Source organism: Ochrobactrum sp. BTU1, from assembly GCA_018798825.1.
In the GTDB taxonomy this organism is placed as follows: domain Bacteria; phylum Pseudomonadota; class Alphaproteobacteria; order Rhizobiales; family Rhizobiaceae; genus Brucella.
This window is the reverse complement of record CP076355.1, coordinates 1,042,502-1,060,397: the sequence shown is the minus strand read 5'-3', so window position 1 is coordinate 1,060,397 and position 17,896 is coordinate 1,042,502. Positions and strand designations below refer to the sequence as shown.

Here is a 17,896-nt window from a genome sequence, read left to right as displayed (position 1 = left end):
TTTTTTTCGCTAATAAGAACATTTTCCCTGCAAGCATGCACATCTTGCGGAAAATCTCGCTTTCAGCTAGGATTTGGTGGAGTATGGATTGGATAATTAGGTTTAAAATCCTCTTTTGTAGGTTAAGTCAATGTTTTCTCATGATAGCGTGTGGGCTGCGATTGATGCCTTGGCGGAACGCAATTCTTTAAGTGCGTCTGGTCTTGCGCGCCGTGCAGGACTTGATCCGACTACCTTCAACAAGTCCAAGCGTTATGCCTCTGATGGACGCGCACGCTGGCCGTCGACAGAGTCTTTGGCCAAAGTTATGGAAGCAACCGGCGCGTCACTGGATGAATTTACTCGGCTCATTCGCGGTGATGTCTCGACACCCGGTGGCGGCTATTTGCACGAGCCGAGTGCTATTCCGCTGCTTGGCATGGCAGAAGCAGGTGGAGGTGGCTATTTCGATGATGCTGGTTTCCCTGCAGGTCAGGGCTGGGATGTCGTCCAGTTTCCGGCTGCGCCCACCGATAATGTTTATGCGCTGGAAATTTCTGGCGACTCCATGTTGCCGCTTTACCGTGATGGCGATACGCTGATTGTAGCACCCAATGCATCGGTTCGCCGCGGCGACCGCGTGGTTGTTCGTACCAAAGACGGAGAGGTTATGGCTAAAATCCTGCATCGCCAGACACCACGTACGATTGAACTTCACTCGTTCAATCCAGAATTCCCAAACCGTTCCTTTGAGACCAAGGATGTCGAGTGGATCGCCCGTATTTTGTGGGCGAGTCAATAATGGCAAAACAGCAGACAAAGAGCCATGCACGCATTGTTTTTGGTGTTTTTGCGGGCATAACCGGGGCCATTCTTGTGGCCGCATTTGTCGCGCCGTTTTATGGCGCGCTTGATCGGCCAGTCACTGTTGTCGAAAGCGACGACGGTCAAAGCAAATCGGACGCGGGTTCGGGCAATGGAATTGTTGTCGAGCAGTTCGATTATAACGAGCCTGATAAGGATACAGAAGCAGATAATCCTGCGGCGCCAGAGACACCAGCTCAAGAAGCTGCGCCAAACACGAGTGAGCAGAACTCTATCAGTCAGACCGGTCAAAGCGGATCGCAGCAGGATGGACTAGAGCGCGAACCTGCGCGCCCACCTCTGAGTGATCTGGGGCTAGCCTCAACACCAAAACCATCGGAGCCGCCAGCACCTGCCACACCGGTAGATGAGGGCGAGCCGATGCAACTTTTGCAGCGTCCTGTTGCGATTGCTGCGGGTAAGCTCGAGAGTCAGGGCCGAACCGTAGATCTGCAGGGTATAGAACCAATGCCGATTGAACAAACCTGTCAGTCGCCATCTGGCGAAAGCTGGCTTTGTGGCATGCAGGCTCGCACGGCGTTTCGTCAATGGTTGCGGGCTCGCGCAGTCATGTGCCGATTGCCGCAAAACGACAGCGGCGCTGCTGTTTCAACGCAGTGCAGCGTTGGCAGTGAAGATCCCGCACAATGGTTGGTTGCCAATGGATGGGCGAAAGCTGTTGCGGGTGGTGCCTATCAGGAAGCAGGGCAAAAAGCCGAAGATAGTCATTTGGGTATCTTCGGGAACAAGCCTGACGCATCTCTTCAAAGTCTGGCACCTGATGATGGTGGAGCATTGGAGAATCCTTCTCCGCTCGCACCACAGACCGAACCAGTGCCGGGGTCGCCGTCGCTCCAGCAAGGCGAGTTTCCTCCGGCCCCTTCGGCGCCCGCTCCCGCAAACTGAGTTAAAGCATTTCCAGCAAAAGTGCGAAGCGATTTTGCGTCAGATAATGCGTAAAAACAATCAGTTACCGCGGTACTAACGATTAATCTTTACTGCAACCGCTGTAAATTTGGAAAGCCGGTTTTATAAACAGGCCGACTTTCCTTTGCCCGAAATCTGCAGTCAGCTTATGTCCCGACCACGGCTTTCTGATCCTGTCTCAAAGGTCTGTTGAGTGGGATCGTGATCACCACGAGACATGAAATGACAAGGACGACGCCAAACCAACCCATTAATGGCAAGCGCTCGCCTACGATAATAATGGCTAATATTGCAGCGACTACTGGCTCGATCAGCGTGATTGTTGTCGCCATGCTGGCTGGAATGCGTGCGAGACCGATCCCAAAGCAGACGTAACCAAGAAACATTGGCACAATAGCCATATAGATGCCGACTGCTGCATTGTTCCATGAAGTCAGAAACGGGCTGCCAGCCGCGATTAAGACCGGCATAAGCAATAATCCGCCAAATCCGAATGTAGCGCCCATGGCGACAGATGACCGAACTCCATTGAGCATCATGCGGCGCGCGGTCCATGAATAAAGCGCATATGTGAGACCACCGAGAAGTCCCAGACAAATACCCGTAATAACAGAGCCATTTGTTTCGATAGATGCGTGCTCTCTACCTTCTGCAACCGTAATCAATACGATTCCGGCAAGCCCAATCAGCGCGCCAATCAGCCATTGGCGCGAGAGCTGCGCGCGGTCGAAAAAATACTCGATGAGTGCAGAAAGCAGTGGCGCCGAGCCGATGGTGACGACCGTTCCGATTGTGACACCCGCCATCCGCATGGAGGCATAAAAGGCCAATGGGTAAACTGCGACAGCAAACCCGCCTAAAACGAGAAGTCCCCACTGCTTTTTCAGCAGTGACAAGCTTCGCACGATCCCCCGGCCGGCGAATAGAGCCTGTAACAAGCCTCCGATCCCCATGGCTGCGGCACCGATAGCAACTGCGCTGACTTCGGGCGCGAAAGTGGCAGCGGTGCCGGTGGTTCCCCAAACTACGGATGAGAAGAGAACGGCAGACACGCCAATTGTGTAATCTCGAGACGAATTGCTCACAATGCCTCCAGCATATCAGAGACGATTTCACGGGCGTCGTGAACGCAGCCGCTATTACCTTCGAGACCTGCCCTTGAGATTGATCCCTCAAGCAGAAAAGACGTATGTCTTGCGAGAGTAGTGGAACGAATGGGGGAGGCGGGCAGCAGCTCCCTAAAATGCGAGGCAAGTATCGCCTCAACTTCCCTTTTGTGGTGTTTGACTGCTTGCCGCCCAATATCGTCAGCGGGTAGCTCTGCTGCAGCATTGAGCAAGCCGCAGCCACGAAAGCCGCGTTCATATTCATGCTCGGCATGGTCCTGATAGGCGTCAAAAACGGCAAGAACTCTATCTTTAGCCGTTGCCGCATGTTCCAGCCGTGCGTGATAAAGGCTTAACCACTCGGCATGGCGTGCTTCGAGATACTGGTTTACCAGATCAGCTTTCGAGGCGAAGTTGTTGTAAAGGCTCTTCTTTGCCACCCCCGCTCTTTCAACAATTGCATCGATGCCGGTGCCACCGACACCATTATTATAAAAAAGAACAGCAGCGGCTTTGAGCAGCTTAGCGCGCGCATTTTCCGGCGGAGTTTTTTCAATGCTCATGGTTTTGTCTCGTTAGTAGGTAGGTCGTACTACCTACTAACGAGGTTTGAGTCAACGGAGTTGATTTTGACCAAACGCAAACGCGTCGAGCGCCATCCGCATTTCATTTGTTGAAAGCGGACCGCCATGGCCTTCTGTTTCCATTATGCGCAACCGGCTTGCCGACCATGATTTATGAAGCTTCCAAGCAGTGATTGCCGGTCCGCTGAAATCTCTGCGTCCGCAAATCAGGATCGCCGGAATATTCTCAATCCGGGCCATATTCGCCAGAATTTCAGACCCGTTGCGAAGGAAGCCATCATTGGCCCAGTAATGCGTAACCAGCGTTGCGAAGGCAAGGCCTTGCAGATCATCGAAACGGCTTTCGATTGGCGTCCAATTAGGATCAAGCGCGATATGCGTCGATTCCCAGGCGTTCCAATCCCCCGCGGCCTGCAAACGCTCTTCTAAACTGCCATTGGCAAGCCGCCTCGCATAGGCTTCAACTACCCGCTGACCTTCGCACCTTTTAGAGGCTTTCTCGAACTTTTCCCATTCTTCCCGAAAATGACTCCCAACGCCTTCCGTGATCCAGTTCACTTCCTTACGGCTCGTGGTTGTGACGGCAACCAGTGCCAGTTCAGTGACGCGGTCGGGATGCGCTTGCGCGTAGGCGAGCGCAAGTGTCGCAACCATGATGAGCCGGCGACTAGCCACGCATTGATGCGAAGATGACTTCGGATAGCTTCGATATCTCCAATCAGCGTCTGGGTCTTATAGAGATGAAGGTGGTCGAGATTATTAATCACAGCGGACGACTGCGCCCGCAACCGCGTTGGTCGATGCCGATGATAAGGTATTTTGCTGGATCAAAGCGTTGCCGATAGCTGCCCGTGCGCAAACCGCTCCTCGGTCCGCCATGAAGATAAAGCGCTGGCTTACCTTGAGGATTGCCCGATGCCTCCCAATAGATTTTCTTGCCGTTTGATACCGGCAGCAAGCCTTTCAAGAATGGTTCACATTGAGGATAGATCATTTCTGCTCCCCCTCTAAACCGAGCATAAAAAAGCCTCACTCGGTGCAATTCCGGGCGAGGCTTCACATAAAAATATCAAGAGCTTATGACAATGTGCCAGCAAGAGCCTTCTGGATGAGTGCGCGGGTTTCATCGACGCCGTAAAGGGCAACGAACGAGCCAAAGCGCGGGCCGCGTTCCTGACCGATCAGCACTTCATAGAGCATCTGGAAGAAGGAAACCGACACGCCGGGGCCGCCTTCAGGGCTCTTTTTGGTATGATCTTGATAACGCTCGATCGCACGGGCAACGTCCAGAATGGCGTTCTGGATGTCGGTGCCATCGCTACCTGAAGGAAGCGTTGCAAGCTTGGCGTCAAGGCCTTCGAGTGCTGCGCGTTCCACATCGTCAGGGGTACGGAACTGCTTGGTCGGCTTGACGAAATCGTTGAAGTAGCGGATCGCATAGCCGACGAGCGCGTCGAGTTCCGGATTGTTTTCCGGCGTAACACCCGGCACATGGCGCGAGATGAAGCCCCAGAGAACGCTTGGGTTTTCTGCATTGGAGGCGCTTACCAGATTAAGCATCAGCGCAAACGTAACCGGCAGCTCAACCTTTGGCGGGTTGCCGTAATGGATATGCCAGACTGGATTGTTCAGACGGTCTTTCCATTCCTGGCGGTTATAAGCCGAGAGATAAGTGAAGTATTCGTCCACGGCCTTAGGAATCACGTCGAAATAAAGCTTCTTCGCAGTCTTTGGCTTCTGGAAGTTGTAAAGCGCAAGGCTCTCAGTTGGCGCATAGGCCAGCCACTCGTCGATCGCAATACCATTGCCCTTCGACTTCGAAATCTTTTGGCCGATCTGGTCGAGGAAGAGTTCGTAGACGAAATGCTCTGGCGCACGACCACCTAGAATTTCGCAAATGCGGTCATAAATACCCGCATTGGTCTGGTGATCCTTGCCGAACATTTCGAAATCGACGCCCAGCGCTGCCCAGCGCATACCGAAATCGGGCTTCCACTGCAGCTTCACATTGCCACCGGTAACGGAGAGCGTGGTTTCAACGCCATCTTCATCGTCAAAAGTGATGGTGCCAGCCTTGGCATCCACGCTTTTCATGGGCACGTAAAGCACGCGACCAGACTTTGGCGAGATAGGCAGGAACGGGCTGTAGGTTGCTTGGCGCTCTTCTCCAAGGGTTGGTAGCATCACCTTCATGATGTCGTCATAGCGCTCGACCGCTTTCAGCAGCACTGCATCAAACTTGCCGGACTTGTAGTACTCGGTCGCACTTGCAAATTCGTAATCGAAGCCGAAAGTATCAAGAAAGCGGCAGAGCATTGCGTTATTATGTTCGGCAAAGCTCTTGTATTCGCCGCCAAACGGGTTTGGCACAGCAGACAGCGGTAACTGCAGATATGGTTCCAATGCTGCCTTGTCTGGTACATTGTCCGGAATCTTGCGCATACCATCAAGATCGTCCGAGAAGCAGATAAGACGCGTCTTGACCGTATCACCAGTCAGAACGCGAAACGCATGGCGCACCATCGAAGTGCGCGCGACTTCGCCGAATGTACCAATATGTGGCAGGCCCGATGGGCCGTAGCCAGTTTCAAATATCACGGTTTCAGGGAAACCGGTCTTCTCATAGCGCTTGAGGATTTTCTTTGCCTCTTCAAAGGGCCACGATTTCGCTTCCGCAGCCGCCGCGGTCAGTTCCGGGGTCAGCGTAATCTCGGGAAGACGGTGCGAAGTCATGATTTTATCCTGATGTCCTGTGAAGGGCTTTATGTGTTGAAATCTTTTACACTCAAGCGTGTCATTGCTCTATGGCGCGGTGGAACCCACACGTCAATCTTTGCCGCTACAATTCCGACCGAATTTCCTTGCGCAAGTCTGACAGGCTCCCTAATTTTCTTGGAAACTAGCCGAAACTATGATTCCGATGAGACGATGCAGGAGCATTCGATGAAAAATATTTCGCCGCAGGACGCGCTCGTTTACATCATGGTGACGACATCTGCCGCTGACACCACAATGACCGATGCTGAGCTCGAATCCATCAGTAATGTGGTTTCTCGCCTACCGGTATTCCAGGGTTTTGATGCAGCACGTCTGCCAAAGCTCGCCAGCGATTGCTACGGGCTTCTTGCATTCGATGATGGACTGGAGCGCATTCTCGATCTTGCGCATGATGCAATGCCGGAAAAGCTTTACGATACAGCTTATGCCCTTGCGGTTGAAGTGGCGGCGGCTGACCTGCATGTCGAGCAGGAAGAGCTTGAGTTTCTTCAGATGCTGCGTGACCGCTGGGCACTGGATGAGCTCACCGTCGCAGCTATTGAACGCAGTGCGCGAGTGCGTTTCCGCAAGCTTTGAATAAGTAATAACTTCAAATGGAAAACGGGCGGGGTAAATCCCGCCCGCTGCATGAGATGGTTCGACTTAGCAGACGACTGGCACGCGTCGTGCCTTGCGCCACTCAAGCGCTGTGCGCATCAAATGGGCAGCTTCAGCAAATGTGGCATTGTCTTTCCAGCGTTCCGAACGGATGAGGTTTGACGGAACAATATCCCTCAAGGCTTCCAGCGTATGACGAGGGACCGTATCGGTGCAGCGCCACAGGCGACGGAAAACGACGCTGATACGCGTGACCTTACCATTGATTGCTACGACTGGTTCGGCCGTTTCAAGGTTCCAGTCTTCATAAGCATCCACTGCGTCCTGAAATGCGTGATGCAAATAGATCGGTGCATGACCGTCATGAAGTGGGGGCAGCAAACTAGACATTTCTGTTTCCTCTCTTCCAATGGTGGTTCAGCTACAGGCACTTACGGCTCTTCAGAGCGCTTTAAATCGTCTTCTGTGCACAAAAATCGCTCTGATACTCATAAACAGGACTCCGCAAATGCGGTTCAAAAGAGCTGATCTCAACTCTTCAACTATGTGCCGCATCAAGTTCTCCTCACGAAATGCGACAACACATAATTAACCATGATCTATGCAAGTGAGGGTGTTTGGCAAGGAGAAATTTTCCTTAAAAAACTCCAAAAGGGAAAATCAGTTCCCCTCCATTAGACCGTCTGCGCTGCATTTGAGTGATGTTTAGTTCGGCTTTCAAGCGCGCTTGAAATTGAAGTTCATTCAAGAAAAAGAAACAGTTTTCGATATTTATTGCCACTGTGACAGGATTTACCCTGCAATTCGTCCAGGCCCGGTGTAGACAAATGCACAGGGAATTGGATTTCAGAGGCGGGATATGGCTCGGTTTATTTCTTCACGCAGGGCATTTCTGGTTGGTTCAACAACGCTTGCAGCTTTACCGATGCTACCCCGTTGGGGGTGGGCTGAAGGTGGGGTGCAAAAAGGCGGGCGACTGGTTGTAGCGGCAGATTCTGAGCCACGTAACCTCAACCCTGCAATTGTTGCATCCAACGGCGTTTTCTTTGTTGCGAGCAAGGTGATTGAGCCTTTGGCAGAAGCTTCCTTCGACGGTGAAAACGGTCTGGAACCACGGCTTGCAACCAGCTGGAAAGGCGCTGATGACGGTTTGACTGCGACCTTCCATCTGCGAGAGGGCGTTAAATGGCATGATGGTCAGCCGTTCACCTCGGCCGATGTGGCGTTTTCGGCGCTGCAGGTCTGGAAGCCGCTGCAAAATCTTGGCCGCGTGGTGTTCAAGGCGCTTGAGAAGGTCGAAACGCCGGATAATTATACGGCAGTGTTCCATTTTAGCGAACCAACACCGTTTCAGCTCATCCGCAATGCTTTGCCAGCTCTGACTTCAGTACTGCCCAAGCACGTGTTTGACGGCACTGATATTGCTGCCAATCCCGCCAATGAAAAGCTGATCGGCACTGGTCCATTCAAATATGCCGAACACAAGAATGGCGAATATTATCGGCTCGAGAGAAATGGAGATTATTGGGGTGAGGCAGAACCTTATCTCGATGAAATCATCTATCGTGTGCTGCCTGATCGTGCTGCGGCCGCCGGAGCGTTGGAAGCTGAGGAAATTGACCTTGCTGCGTTTTCTGCCGTGCCTTTAGCTGATCTCGACCGCATTTCGAAGGTGCCTGGTATGAATGTCATTTCCAAGGGGTATGAGGCGCTTACCTATCAACTGGTCGTCGAAATCAATCATCGTCGTAAGGAACTGTCTGACCCTAGAGTTCGTCAGGCAATCGCTCATGCGATTGATCGCGATTTCGTCGTGAAGACGATTTTCCTGGGCTATGCCAAACCTTCAACCGGGCCGGTTCCGCAATATGACAGCCAGTTTTATACGAGCGATGTTGCCGCTTATTCTTTCGACGTGGCGAAAGCCAATGCGCTGCTGGATGATGCGGGTTATAAGCGCGGCAAGGACGGCACGCGTTTTGCGCTGAAGCTGCTACCAGCCCCATATTTCAACGAAACCAAGCAGTTTGGTGACTATCTGCGGCAGGCGCTGGCTGAAATTGGCATTGATGCGCGGATCGTCAACAATGATTCAGCAGCACATCAAAAGGCTGTCTATACGGACCACGATTTCGATCTGGCCATTGCACCGACCGTGTACCGTGGCGATCCTGCTATTTCGACGACCATTCTGGTTGAAAGCGGGATTGCAGCAGGCGTGCCGTTCTCTAATCAGGGTGGGTATGCAAATGCGGAATTGGATGCGTTAATCACCAAGGCTGCACATGAAATTGACGAGCAAAAGCGCACCGCTCTTTATCATGAGTTCCAGCAAGTCGTCCAAGCTGATCTGCCGCTTATCAATGTGGCAGAATGGGGCTTTATCACGGTCGCCAATGAGCGCGTTAAAAACGTCTCCAACAATCCGCGCTGGGCAGTTTCAAACTGGGCAGATGTCTTTATTGCGCAGTGACGAAACTCTGCTTTGAATGTACGCTCACGGCGTGGCGCAGATTCTAACCCTTTTCAGAAATCGACTGATCAGCAGCATGATCGTGCTGCTGATCGTTATTATTGGCTGTTTTCTGATGTTGGAAACAGCACCGGGCGATGCGGTGGATGCCTATGCGGTAAGCTTCGGCGGTGACGCGAATGCAATTGCAGAAATGCGCGCGCGCTGGGGACTCGATCACTCCGTTTGGCACAGACTCACGGCCTATCTTGCCGCACTTTTGCAGGGCAATCTTGGCTGGTCGGTCAGTTTCGATCGCCTCATTCTCGATGTCATTCTTGAGCGCCTCCCCAATACACTTTTGCTAATGGGTGCTGCGACGGCATTGTCGTTCGCAGTCGGGACGGCTCTGGGGATTGTCGCAGGCGCAAGACCCGGAAGCTTTCGCGACCGTTTCCTTTCGATTGTTTCACTTGTACTTTATGCTATTCCCGGTTTCTGGTTGGGACTTGTGCTGGTCATCCTGTTTTCAATCCGGCTGCGTTGGCTGCCTTCAAGCGGCATTGAGACCATTGCTTCGGGTAAGTACGGTTTTGCGCGTGGGTATGATGTAGCGCGTCATCTGTTGTTGCCGGTGTTTTCGCTAGCGCTGATTTATCTGGCACTTTATCTACGTATCATGCGTGCTTCCATGGCTGACATCTGGCGCATGGATTTCGTCCGCGCACTGAAAGCGCGAGGCATCTCACGTCCTCGAATCGTGTTGAGCCATGTGGCGCGCAATGCGCTCTCACCGCTTGTTACAATGCTTGGGCTGCAATCTGCCTCTATGCTGGGCGGCAGCGTGGTGATTGAAAGCGTGTTCGCAGTTCCCGGCCTTGGAAGGCTTGCGCAAGAGGCGGTTGCAAGCCGAGACACGCCTTTGTTGCTGGGCGTTATTCTGACGAGTGCCATAGTGGTGATCATCGTCAATTTTGTCACCGATCTTCTCTATCTCTGGCTTGATCCACGCATATCTTCGCGAAAGGCGCGGCCATGAGTGGGATGAGAATTTACTTCGGATCCGGCGAGGGCATTGCAGGCGCGGTTTTTCTACTCGTGCTAATCCTAGCAGCATTTTCTGCACCGCTGGTTTTTCCAGGTGATCCCATGCGTATTGTTGCAACGCCGATGCTTGCGCCCTTCGAAAATACATCTTTTCCGTTGGGAACAGATCGGCTGGGCCGTGATGTTTTGGCTGAACTCTTCCATGCAAGCCGCACATCACTGGTCATTGGGTTGGCAGCTGCGGCAGCATCCATCATAATTGGCAGTATCGTCGGGACGCTTTCAGGTTTTTTGGGCGGCCTCATCGATGAAGCGCTGATGCGGGTCACGGAAGCGTTTCAGACGGTGCCGGGGTTTTTGCTGGCGCTGGCATTGGTGAGCATTGCCGGACCTTCGCTGCTGGTATTGGTTGCAGCGATTGCGCTTTCAAGCTGGACGCAGGCTGCACGCCTTACGCGGGGACAGGTGCTGTCGATCCGTGAGCGGGATTATGTGGCGTCAGCCCGCGTAATTGGTATGCACCCACTGGAGATTGCTTTTCGACAAATTCTACCCAATGCTTTGCCACCGGTGCTTGCGCTTGCGCCTGTGATTGTTGCCTCTGCCATTCTGATTGAGGCAGCGCTTTCATTTCTGGGGCTTGGCGACCCCAACCGTGTGACATGGGGCGGAATGATAGCTGAAGGCCGCACGGTATTGCGCTCAGCTCCGTGGTTGTCCATTTTGCCGGGGCTTGCGCTGGCATTCACTGTCGTCGGTGTCTACCTCGCAGGTGAAGGTATCACGCAGGCTGCATCACGGCGCGAGGTGCAGAAATGAGATTGCTCGCACATATTCAAAATCTGAGCGTGCGCTATGGCAGCGATGCTGCTCTCAACAATCTTGACCTCGATATATATATCGGCGAGACGCTTGCCATTATCGGTGAGAGTGGTTCGGGAAAGAGCACAATGGCGTTGGCGCTTGCGGATCTTTTGCCCGCTAGCGCTCAGGTTTCGGGCTTACTCGAGTGGTCGAACGGAAAACCAAAGCCGGGCCGCGATGTGGGCTTTGTGTTTCAGGATCCGGTCTCAAGCTTTGATCCTTTGATGAGCATTGGTGCGCAACTGGTCGAAACAATCCGCGCTCACGAAAATATTTCTCGTCATGGCGCAAAAGACAAGGCGATCAATCTGTTGAGCCGCGTGCAGATAGCAGAGCCGGAGCTGAGCTTTGTGCGTTATCCGCATCAGTTTTCCGGCGGGCAGAAGCAGCGTATCGCCATAGCGCTGGCCATTGCAGCAAGCCCCAATCTGCTGATTGCGGATGAGCCGACAAGTGCTCTTGATACTATCGTGCAACGAGAGATAGTGGAACTGCTGCGTGCGTTGGTTCAGGCGGATGCGATGACACTGATTTTCATCACACATGATATTGCGCTGGCCTCCAATCTTGCGGATCGTGTCGCCGTGTTTCGCCATGGGGAACTGGTGGAAAGCGGTTCAGTGCATTCGATCATTACAAACCCAATGAGCGATTATACGAAAGCGCTGATTTCAGCCGTTCCCGTGCTGGATCCTCAATATGGATAGAACCTTGTTGCAGGCGAATGATCTGACGATGCGTTATGGAAATACATTGGCGCTGGATCATGTAAAGCTTGAGATTGCAGCTGGTGAAACGCTGGCGCTGGTGGGGCCTTCCGGCAGCGGTAAATCCACGTTGGCGCGTGCGCTTCTACAGCTACTTGCGCTTGAGTCGGGTTCGATCCGTTTTGAAAATGAGGACTGGCTTGCGCTCAAAGGCAGTGAATTAAGAAAGCGCCGCGCGCGGCTGCAGATGGTGTTTCAGGATCCGCTTTCGGCATTTAATCCACGCACAACGGTACATAACCTGCTCAGCGAACCGCTGCGTATTCATGGAATAAGGCGCGATATTTCCGAGCTTTTACGAATGGTCGGTCTTGATCCAAAGTTGAGCAAACGCGGCGTGCATGAGATTTCTGGCGGCCAGCGTCAGCGTGTGGCAATTGCACGGGCCTTTGCAACAGCGCCGTCGCTCATCGTTCTGGATGAAGCGGTGTCGGCGCTGGACGTGACAGTGCGAGGTTCTATTCTGAGACTGTTGAAGGAGATACAGAAGGCTGAAGGAACGGCCTATCTCTTCATCACTCATGATCTGGCGGTTGCGGCACAAATGGCAGATCGGATTGCGGTGATGGAGCGCGGGCGCATTGTTGAATGTCGCCCGGCGCAAGAGTTGATCGCGGAACCGCAAGCGCGGGTTACTAAGGCGCTGATTGAAGCTGTACCGCGAGTTTTGGTTTAAGCTTTGCCAAGCTCAATCGAACGCTTACGAGCCGCATCAACGGCTTCGGCGACCAAATTCTTTAGGCGATCTTCACCCATTAAGACATCGAGCGCTGCGGCAGTTGTGCCGTTGGGGCTTGTGACCTGCTCACGCAGCCTGGTTGGGCTGTCGCTGCTTGCTGCAGCCAATGCACCTGCACCCATCACTGTCTGCATGGCGAGAAGTGCTGCCGTTTCGCGCGGCAGGCCAGCCGTCACGCCAGCATCGGTCAGTGATTCAATGAAGTGGAATACATAAGCGGGGCCGGAACCGGAAACGGCAGTAACTGCATCCATCAGCGCTTCATCATGGATGCTTGTGACCTTGCCGGATGTCTTGAGCAGGCTCTTTACGAAAGCCGCATCGTCATCGCCCACATTGGCATTCTTATAGGTGACAAGCATTCCCTTGCCGATAGCGGCTGGGGTGTTCGGCATGCAGCGCATGATCTTTGCATCGCTGCCTAAATGCTGTTCGAAGAATGACACCGGAATGCCAGCAGCTACGCTGACAAAGGTGGCATTCGGTGCAAAGCGCTTATAGGCAGGCAGTACACCGCTCATGACCTGCGGCTTGACGGCAACCAGCACCATGCGCGGACTGAGATCATCGGATAGGGATTCGGCGCTTGAGCACGCATTTACACCTGCAAGCGCCGCGCGGCTCTGAAGGGCTTCGGAAGGTTCAACGACATGGACATTCTCGGATTGTAAAATGCCGCTGTCGAGCCAGCCTTTAAGCATGGCAAAGCCCATATTGCCGCAACCGACGAGAATAACCGTATCTTGCATGAGAAGTTCCACCTTCATGAATCGAGTGTTTAAGCACTGTTGTTTGTTGGGTCCGATATAGCCCCCCATAAACACAAACCGCAAGGCGCGAAGTCAAAAACTCTGGAGAACATTCGCGCTTTAATGTTTCAAACGTGCAATCAATTCTTTGTTGAACAGATGCTGTTTTATGGATAGGTCTCTTTCTGGAAAATAATCACGACCTAATAAAATCTGTTGTAAAACATTGCTTTAAAAGGTGAGCAAATGCTTGGAAAAGCTTTCCATATCGTGCGTGTGGTTGCAATTGCAGCCGGTGTTATGAGCGCAGGTGCAGCTGTCGCCGAAACGCCAAACGGTCCAGAATGGGCCGTTAAGGAAATCAGCAAGCTCTCGGATGCTGACCTTGTTATTTCGTCGCCTGCAGGCAAAGCCTTCATGGATAAACTGGCTCCCGATCATGACAAGGCGTGTGGCAAGCCGGACGAAAACCGTCCGGACTTTGACGAGTATTGCTCTTGGGCCTTCAACAATGAAGAGTCCGATTTCGATATCCTTCTCGGTCTCAAAGACGGCAAAATCGTCAGCGTTGTAGCGTCAACTGTGCCTGAGAATAACGATGTCTGGGTATGCGAGAATACTAAGAAAGACATTCCCGAAAGCGATCTGCAGACATGCAATGTGCGTTCAGCCGATGAAAAGAGCCGTGCACATTGGTCGGAGAGCTGGGAAGGTTTCCTGAACTCTATCAATTAACGTTTGGCAAATAAGCTCAAGTTTTTGATCTCTGTAATGAGCGGTGTTAACGCAAGTTAGCACCGTTTTCCTTTATTATTTTATTGTGATTTATTGATTGCTTACTCTTTCTGTTCCAAGATGCAGAACACATTGCATTGAGGGAAATGATGGATCCTGCGTTAACAACTGGCGTGCCACCTGCGGAAGCATTCACGCACGTTCGCATCATCATCGGGATTATTCTTGGTCTCTGCGTATCCCGTCTCCTGACGGGTTTTGCGCGCTTCATCCAACATCCCGGCAAACAGAAAATTTACCCGGTTCATCTGGGGTGGGTGGCTTTCATCCTGCTTTCTGTCATCCATTTCTGGTGGTTCGAGTTTAGCCTGCGCACCATTCCTCTATGGACGTTCGAGAAATATTTCTTCGTCATTTTCTATGCAGGGCTCTATTTTCTGCTCTGTACGCTGTTGTTTCCTGACAGCATGGAGGAATATACCGGTTATCGCGATTACTTCCTTTCACGACGTAAATGGTTCTTTGGAATTCTCGCGCTGGTCTATGTCGCTGATGTTGTCGATACGCTTATCAAAGGCATGGAGCACTATAATCTTTATGGGGTCGAATACCCAATTCGGGTTGGTGCGCTGATCGCGGGCAGTCTGATTGCGGTGTTCACCGATAATCGGCGTTATCATGCGATCTTTGTCAGCGTCGCACTTCTGTATGAAATTGCCTTCACGCTCCGCCATTTTGCGACTTTATCCTGAATCTTGCCTTTTCTGAGATTGTCATCTCAGTCGATGACGCTTATTGGCATGTTTTCAGGATCAAGGCGCTGTATCCCAAGGCATCGCCTGTTTAAAACGGAGCATTCGATATGGCCCAATTGATCGATGGCAAGAAGCTCGCCGAGGATGTGGTTTCCACGGTGAAGCGTGAGACCGAAAAGCTCGTCAGCGCGACTGGGGTTGTGCCGGGCATCGCAGTGGTGATTGTCGGTGAAGATCCAGCAAGCCAGGTCTATGTTGCTTCAAAAGGCAAGAAAGCTAAAGAATGCGGCTTTGTTTCCGTTCAGCACGATCTGCCAGAAAATGCTTCTGAACAGGAGCTTCTCGATCTGATTGACAGCCTGAACAACGATCCTGCAATCCACGGTATTCTGGTGCAGCTGCCACTGCCAAAGCACATTGATTCAGGTCGCGTAATCCAGACTATTTCGCCGGAAAAGGACGTTGACGGCTTCCATTTCATCAATGTGGGCAAGCTTGGCACCGGCGAAGTCGACACGGCATTTGTCCCATGCACGCCTGCTGGCGCGATGATTATGATCGAACGCATTCACGGTCGTGATCTGTCGGGCCTTAATGCGGTTGTGATTGGTCGTTCCAATATCGTGGGCAAACCTATGTTCAACCTCTTGCTTGCAGCCAATGCAACGGTAACTGTTGCACATAGCCGTACCAATGACTTGCCAGCGATTGCCCGCACTGCCGATATTCTGGTTGCGGCTGTCGGTCGCCCGCAAATGGTCAAAGGGGATTGGGTTAAGCCTGGTGCAACAGTGATTGATGTGGGTATTAATCGCATTCCGGCGCCAGAAAAAGGCGAAGGCAAGACACGTCTGGTTGGGGATGTTGATTTCGCCAATGCAGAAAATGTCGCCGGTGCTATCACGCCTGTTCCTGGTGGTGTTGGTCCGATGACCATTGCCATGCTGATGGCGAACACTTTGACTGCTGCTTGTCGAAGTGTGGATTTCGAAAAGCCAGTATTCTGACGCAATTGAAAGGTGTATCTTGCGCCTTTTTGTGAGTTTTTGTCAGTTTAAGAGGCAAAGCGGCGTAAAAACCGCTTTGCTTTATTTTTAATAGGTCAGATTTCAGAAGACCGAAGCGCCTTCATCAGCTCGCCCGGCGATGTTGCGGAAAGCGCGGAAAAGTTCCCGTCCCATGCCATGTTCATTGGCTGAAAGATCGGGGCGCTGTTCGATACGTTCATCTAGAAGCGCATCACTCATGAGAATGTCCAGAGTACCGTTCACGGCATCAAGACGAACAATATCGCCAGTGCGGATTTTTCCAATTGCGCCACCATCGAGTGCTTCCGGTGTTACATGGATGGCAGACGGCACCTTGCCGGACGCACCTGATAGACGACCATCGGTGACAAGCGCCACGCGCTGTCCACGATCCTGCAAAATACCAAGCACCGTCATCAGCTTGTGCAGCTCTGGCATACCATTGGCTTTCGGCCCCTGATAACGCACAACTGCGATAAAGTCGCCTGTCAAATCGCCAGCCTTGAAGGCCGTCTGCAGTTCGGCCTGATCATTGAAGACTTTTGCGCTCGCCTCAATGATATGGCGCTCCGCCTTGACAGCGGAAACCTTGATGATCGCATTGCCGATATTGCCGGTCAGAACCTTGATGCCGCCGCTTGGCTGAAAGGGCGCGCCAATCTTGGCCAGCACTTTATCGTCGCCGCTCTTTTCGGGAACGGGTTCGCGAACAACAGTGCCATTTTGCCCGAGTTTTGGTTCAATCGCATAAGGACGCAGACCTTCACCCCAAACGGTGCGAACATCTTCATGCAAAATGCCACCATCGAGCAATTCGCGGATCAAAAAGCCCATGCCGCCCGCAGCATGGAAATGGTTGACATCGGCAAGACCGTTTGGATAAACGCGCGCCAGCAAAGGAACTACGTCTGAAATCTCCGAAATGTCCTGCCACGTCAGTTTGATACCGGCGGCGGCTGCCATCGCAATCAGATGGATCGTGTGATTGGTCGAGCCGCCGGTGGCGTTTAACCCGATAATACCATTGACGAAAGACCGCTCGTCGAGCATCTCGCCGACAGGCGTATATTCATTGCCGCAAGCGGTAATCGCCAGCGCGCGCTTTGCAGCTTCGCGGGTCAGCGCGTCGCGCAATGGTGTGCCGGGATTGACGAATGAGGAGCCGGGCAAATGCAGCCCCATGATCTCCATCAGCATCTGATTAGAGTTGGCCGTGCCATAGAAAGTGCAGGTGCCGGGACCGTGATAGGATTTTGACTCGGATTCTAGCAATTCTGCGCGGCCGACCTTACCTTCTGCATAAAGCTGACGGGTCTTCGCTTTCTCGTCATTTGGCAGGCCGCTGGTCATCGGCCCGGCCGGAATGAAGACCGCTGGCAAATGTCCGAAGGTGAGGGCGCCGACGATCAGCCCAGGTACGATCTTGTCGCAAACGCCAAGATAGACGGCAGCGTCGAACATATCATGCGACAGGCCAACGGCTGCTGCCATGGCAATGACTTCGCGCGAGAATAGCGATAATTCCATTCCGGCAAAGCCTTGCGTGACCCCATCGCACATTGCAGGCACGCCGCCCGCAACCTGTGCCACGCCGCCTGCTTCGCGCGCGGCTTGGCGGATGAGTTCTGGATAGGTTTCAAACGGCTGATGGGCCGAAAGCATATCATTGTAAGCGGTGATAATACCGAGGTTTGGAACGACATCGGCGGTCAAAGCCGCCTTGTCGTTGGAGCCGCAGGCTGCAAAACCGTGGGCGAGATTGGCGCATCCAAGGATCGAGCGGTGCGGCTTGCGCGAAGCGGCCTCGCGCACGCGCCCTATATAGGTTTCGCGGGTCGGTTTCGAGCGCTCAACGATACGCTCTGTGATGGCCTTGATGCGGGTATGTGCAGTCTGCGTCGTCATGGGTATCACCTGCTGAAATA

Annotated in this window: 17 protein-coding genes and 1 pseudogene; 11 read left to right on the top strand and 7 right to left on the bottom strand. The window is 52.8% G+C overall.

Annotation, left to right across the window (positions count from 1 at the left end):
• Window positions 1–130: 130 nt before the first annotated feature.
• Together KMS41_16190 and KMS41_16185 are read left to right on the top strand one after the other, a co-directional pair.
• Complete coding sequence (locus KMS41_16190) at window positions 131–781, top strand: helix-turn-helix transcriptional regulator (protein QWK79048.1); 651 nt, start codon at window positions 131–133, stop codon at window positions 779–781.
• Window positions 781–1,749: a thermonuclease family protein gene (locus KMS41_16185; protein QWK79047.1), complete on the top strand. Its 969-nt coding sequence runs from the start codon at window positions 781–783 to the stop codon at window positions 1,747–1,749. The genes KMS41_16190 and KMS41_16185 overlap by 1 nt, the downstream gene beginning before the upstream one ends.
• A gap of 167 nt (window positions 1,750–1,916) precedes the next feature.
• Here KMS41_16185 and KMS41_16180 read toward each other — a convergent pair whose 3' ends face one another.
• The 4 genes and pseudogenes from KMS41_16180 to KMS41_16165 all read right to left on the bottom strand — a co-directional run bounded on the left by KMS41_16180 (window position 1,917) and on the right by KMS41_16165 (window position 6,193).
• The gene (locus tag KMS41_16180) at window positions 1,917–2,855 is read right to left on the bottom strand and encodes an EamA family transporter (GenBank protein QWK79046.1); all 939 of its coding nucleotides are present in this window, start codon (window positions 2,853–2,855) and stop codon (window positions 1,917–1,919) included.
• Window positions 2,852–3,439, bottom strand: coding sequence for a TetR/AcrR family transcriptional regulator (locus tag KMS41_16175; protein QWK79045.1), 588 nt, complete (start codon window positions 3,437–3,439; stop codon window positions 2,852–2,854). The genes KMS41_16180 and KMS41_16175 overlap by 4 nt, the downstream gene beginning before the upstream one ends.
• A gap of 51 nt (window positions 3,440–3,490) precedes the next feature.
• Window positions 3,491–4,454 (bottom strand): annotated as a pseudogene (pip, locus tag KMS41_16170) (prolyl aminopeptidase).
• Between the two features lie 83 nt (window positions 4,455–4,537).
• Entirely contained in the window at window positions 4,538–6,193 is a 1,656-nt protein-coding gene (locus KMS41_16165) for a lysine--tRNA ligase (protein ID QWK79044.1), read from the bottom strand.
• A gap of 210 nt (window positions 6,194–6,403) precedes the next feature.
• On the opposite strand from KMS41_16165, the gene KMS41_16160 reads away from it, so the two are divergent.
• The gene (locus tag KMS41_16160) at window positions 6,404–6,814 is read left to right on the top strand and encodes a tellurite resistance TerB family protein (protein QWK79043.1); all 411 of its coding nucleotides are present in this window, start codon (window positions 6,404–6,406) and stop codon (window positions 6,812–6,814) included.
• A gap of 66 nt (window positions 6,815–6,880) precedes the next feature.
• Here the strand turns inward: KMS41_16160 and KMS41_16155 are convergent, their stop codons facing one another.
• Window positions 6,881–7,225, bottom strand: coding sequence for a hypothetical protein (locus KMS41_16155; protein ID QWK79042.1), 345 nt, complete (start codon window positions 7,223–7,225; stop codon window positions 6,881–6,883).
• A gap of 469 nt (window positions 7,226–7,694) precedes the next feature.
• Between KMS41_16155 and KMS41_16150 the strand changes: the two genes are divergently transcribed.
• Genes KMS41_16150 through KMS41_16130 form a run of 5 tightly spaced genes read left to right on the top strand, consistent with a single transcriptional unit; the run spans window position 7,695 to window position 12,641 of the window.
• Window positions 7,695–9,308 (top strand): ABC transporter substrate-binding protein, encoded by a 1,614-nt coding sequence (locus KMS41_16150; protein QWK79041.1) that lies wholly within the window; start codon window positions 7,695–7,697, stop codon window positions 9,306–9,308.
• A gap of 16 nt (window positions 9,309–9,324) precedes the next feature.
• Complete coding sequence (locus KMS41_16145; protein QWK79040.1) at window positions 9,325–10,326, top strand: ABC transporter permease; 1,002 nt, start codon at window positions 9,325–9,327, stop codon at window positions 10,324–10,326.
• A complete protein-coding gene (locus KMS41_16140; GenBank protein ID QWK79039.1) occupies window positions 10,323–11,153 on the top strand; it encodes an ABC transporter permease in 831 nt (276 codons plus the stop codon). The genes KMS41_16145 and KMS41_16140 overlap by 4 nt, the downstream gene beginning before the upstream one ends.
• Window positions 11,150–11,905: an ABC transporter ATP-binding protein gene (locus KMS41_16135; protein ID QWK79038.1), complete on the top strand. Its 756-nt coding sequence runs from the start codon at window positions 11,150–11,152 to the stop codon at window positions 11,903–11,905. The genes KMS41_16140 and KMS41_16135 overlap by 4 nt, the downstream gene beginning before the upstream one ends.
• Complete coding sequence (locus KMS41_16130; GenBank protein ID QWK79037.1) at window positions 11,898–12,641, top strand: dipeptide/oligopeptide/nickel ABC transporter ATP-binding protein; 744 nt, start codon at window positions 11,898–11,900, stop codon at window positions 12,639–12,641. The genes KMS41_16135 and KMS41_16130 overlap by 8 nt, the downstream gene beginning before the upstream one ends.
• Here KMS41_16130 and KMS41_16125 read toward each other — a convergent pair.
• The gene (locus KMS41_16125; protein QWK79036.1) at window positions 12,638–13,453 is read right to left on the bottom strand and encodes a pyrroline-5-carboxylate reductase; all 816 of its coding nucleotides are present in this window, start codon (window positions 13,451–13,453) and stop codon (window positions 12,638–12,640) included. The two genes, KMS41_16130 and KMS41_16125, sit on opposite strands and share 4 nt — an antisense overlap.
• Window positions 13,454–13,699: 246 nt before the next feature.
• Between KMS41_16125 and KMS41_16120 the strand changes: the two genes are divergently transcribed.
• From KMS41_16120 to folD, 3 genes are all read left to right on the top strand, one after another.
• Window positions 13,700–14,188, top strand: coding sequence for a hypothetical protein (locus KMS41_16120; GenBank protein QWK79035.1), 489 nt, complete (start codon window positions 13,700–13,702; stop codon window positions 14,186–14,188).
• A 149-nt stretch (window positions 14,189–14,337) separates the two neighbouring features.
• Window positions 14,338–14,940 (top strand): hypothetical protein, encoded by a 603-nt coding sequence (locus tag KMS41_16115; GenBank protein ID QWK80282.1) that lies wholly within the window; start codon window positions 14,338–14,340, stop codon window positions 14,938–14,940.
• Window positions 14,941–15,050: 110 nt separating this feature from the next.
• Window positions 15,051–15,950, top strand: coding sequence for a bifunctional methylenetetrahydrofolate dehydrogenase/methenyltetrahydrofolate cyclohydrolase FolD (folD, locus tag KMS41_16110; GenBank protein ID QWK79034.1), 900 nt, complete (start codon window positions 15,051–15,053; stop codon window positions 15,948–15,950).
• Window positions 15,951–16,052: 102 nt separating this feature from the next.
• On the opposite strand, the gene edd is transcribed toward folD, so the two are convergent.
• Window positions 16,053–17,876 (bottom strand): phosphogluconate dehydratase, encoded by a 1,824-nt coding sequence (gene edd, locus KMS41_16105; protein ID QWK79033.1) that lies wholly within the window; start codon window positions 17,874–17,876, stop codon window positions 16,053–16,055.
• Window positions 17,877–17,896 lie beyond the last annotated feature (20 nt).

What these genes read in the sequence shown, in the direction of transcription:
- KMS41_16190 (QWK79048.1), top strand. Translation starts at nt 131, where the DNA reads ATGTTTTCTCATGATAGCGTGTGGGCTGCGATTGATGCCTTGGCGGAA.
- KMS41_16185 (QWK79047.1), top strand. Translation starts at nt 781, where the DNA reads ATGGCAAAACAGCAGACAAAGAGCCATGCACGCATTGTTTTTGGTGTT.
- KMS41_16175 (QWK79045.1), bottom strand. Translation starts at nt 3,439, where the DNA reads ATGAGCATTGAAAAAACTCCGCCGGAAAATGCGCGCGCTAAGCTGCTC.
- KMS41_16165 (QWK79044.1), bottom strand. Translation starts at nt 6,193, where the DNA reads ATGACTTCGCACCGTCTTCCCGAGATTACGCTGACCCCGGAACTGACC.
- KMS41_16160 (QWK79043.1), top strand. Translation starts at nt 6,404, where the DNA reads ATGAAAAATATTTCGCCGCAGGACGCGCTCGTTTACATCATGGTGACG.
- KMS41_16155 (QWK79042.1), bottom strand. Translation starts at nt 7,225, where the DNA reads ATGTCTAGTTTGCTGCCCCCACTTCATGACGGTCATGCACCGATCTAT.
- KMS41_16150 (QWK79041.1), top strand. Translation starts at nt 7,695, where the DNA reads ATGGCTCGGTTTATTTCTTCACGCAGGGCATTTCTGGTTGGTTCAACA.
- KMS41_16145 (QWK79040.1), top strand. Translation starts at nt 9,325, where the DNA reads ATGTACGCTCACGGCGTGGCGCAGATTCTAACCCTTTTCAGAAATCGA.
- KMS41_16140 (QWK79039.1), top strand. Translation starts at nt 10,323, where the DNA reads ATGAGTGGGATGAGAATTTACTTCGGATCCGGCGAGGGCATTGCAGGC.
- KMS41_16135 (QWK79038.1), top strand. Translation starts at nt 11,150, where the DNA reads ATGAGATTGCTCGCACATATTCAAAATCTGAGCGTGCGCTATGGCAGC.
- KMS41_16130 (QWK79037.1), top strand. Translation starts at nt 11,898, where the DNA reads ATGGATAGAACCTTGTTGCAGGCGAATGATCTGACGATGCGTTATGGA.
- KMS41_16125 (QWK79036.1), bottom strand. Translation starts at nt 13,453, where the DNA reads ATGCAAGATACGGTTATTCTCGTCGGTTGCGGCAATATGGGCTTTGCC.
- KMS41_16120 (QWK79035.1), top strand. Translation starts at nt 13,700, where the DNA reads ATGCTTGGAAAAGCTTTCCATATCGTGCGTGTGGTTGCAATTGCAGCC.
- KMS41_16115 (QWK80282.1), top strand. Translation starts at nt 14,338, where the DNA reads ATGGATCCTGCGTTAACAACTGGCGTGCCACCTGCGGAAGCATTCACG.
- folD (QWK79034.1), top strand. Translation starts at nt 15,051, where the DNA reads ATGGCCCAATTGATCGATGGCAAGAAGCTCGCCGAGGATGTGGTTTCC.
- edd (QWK79033.1), bottom strand. Translation starts at nt 17,876, where the DNA reads ATGACGACGCAGACTGCACATACCCGCATCAAGGCCATCACAGAGCGT.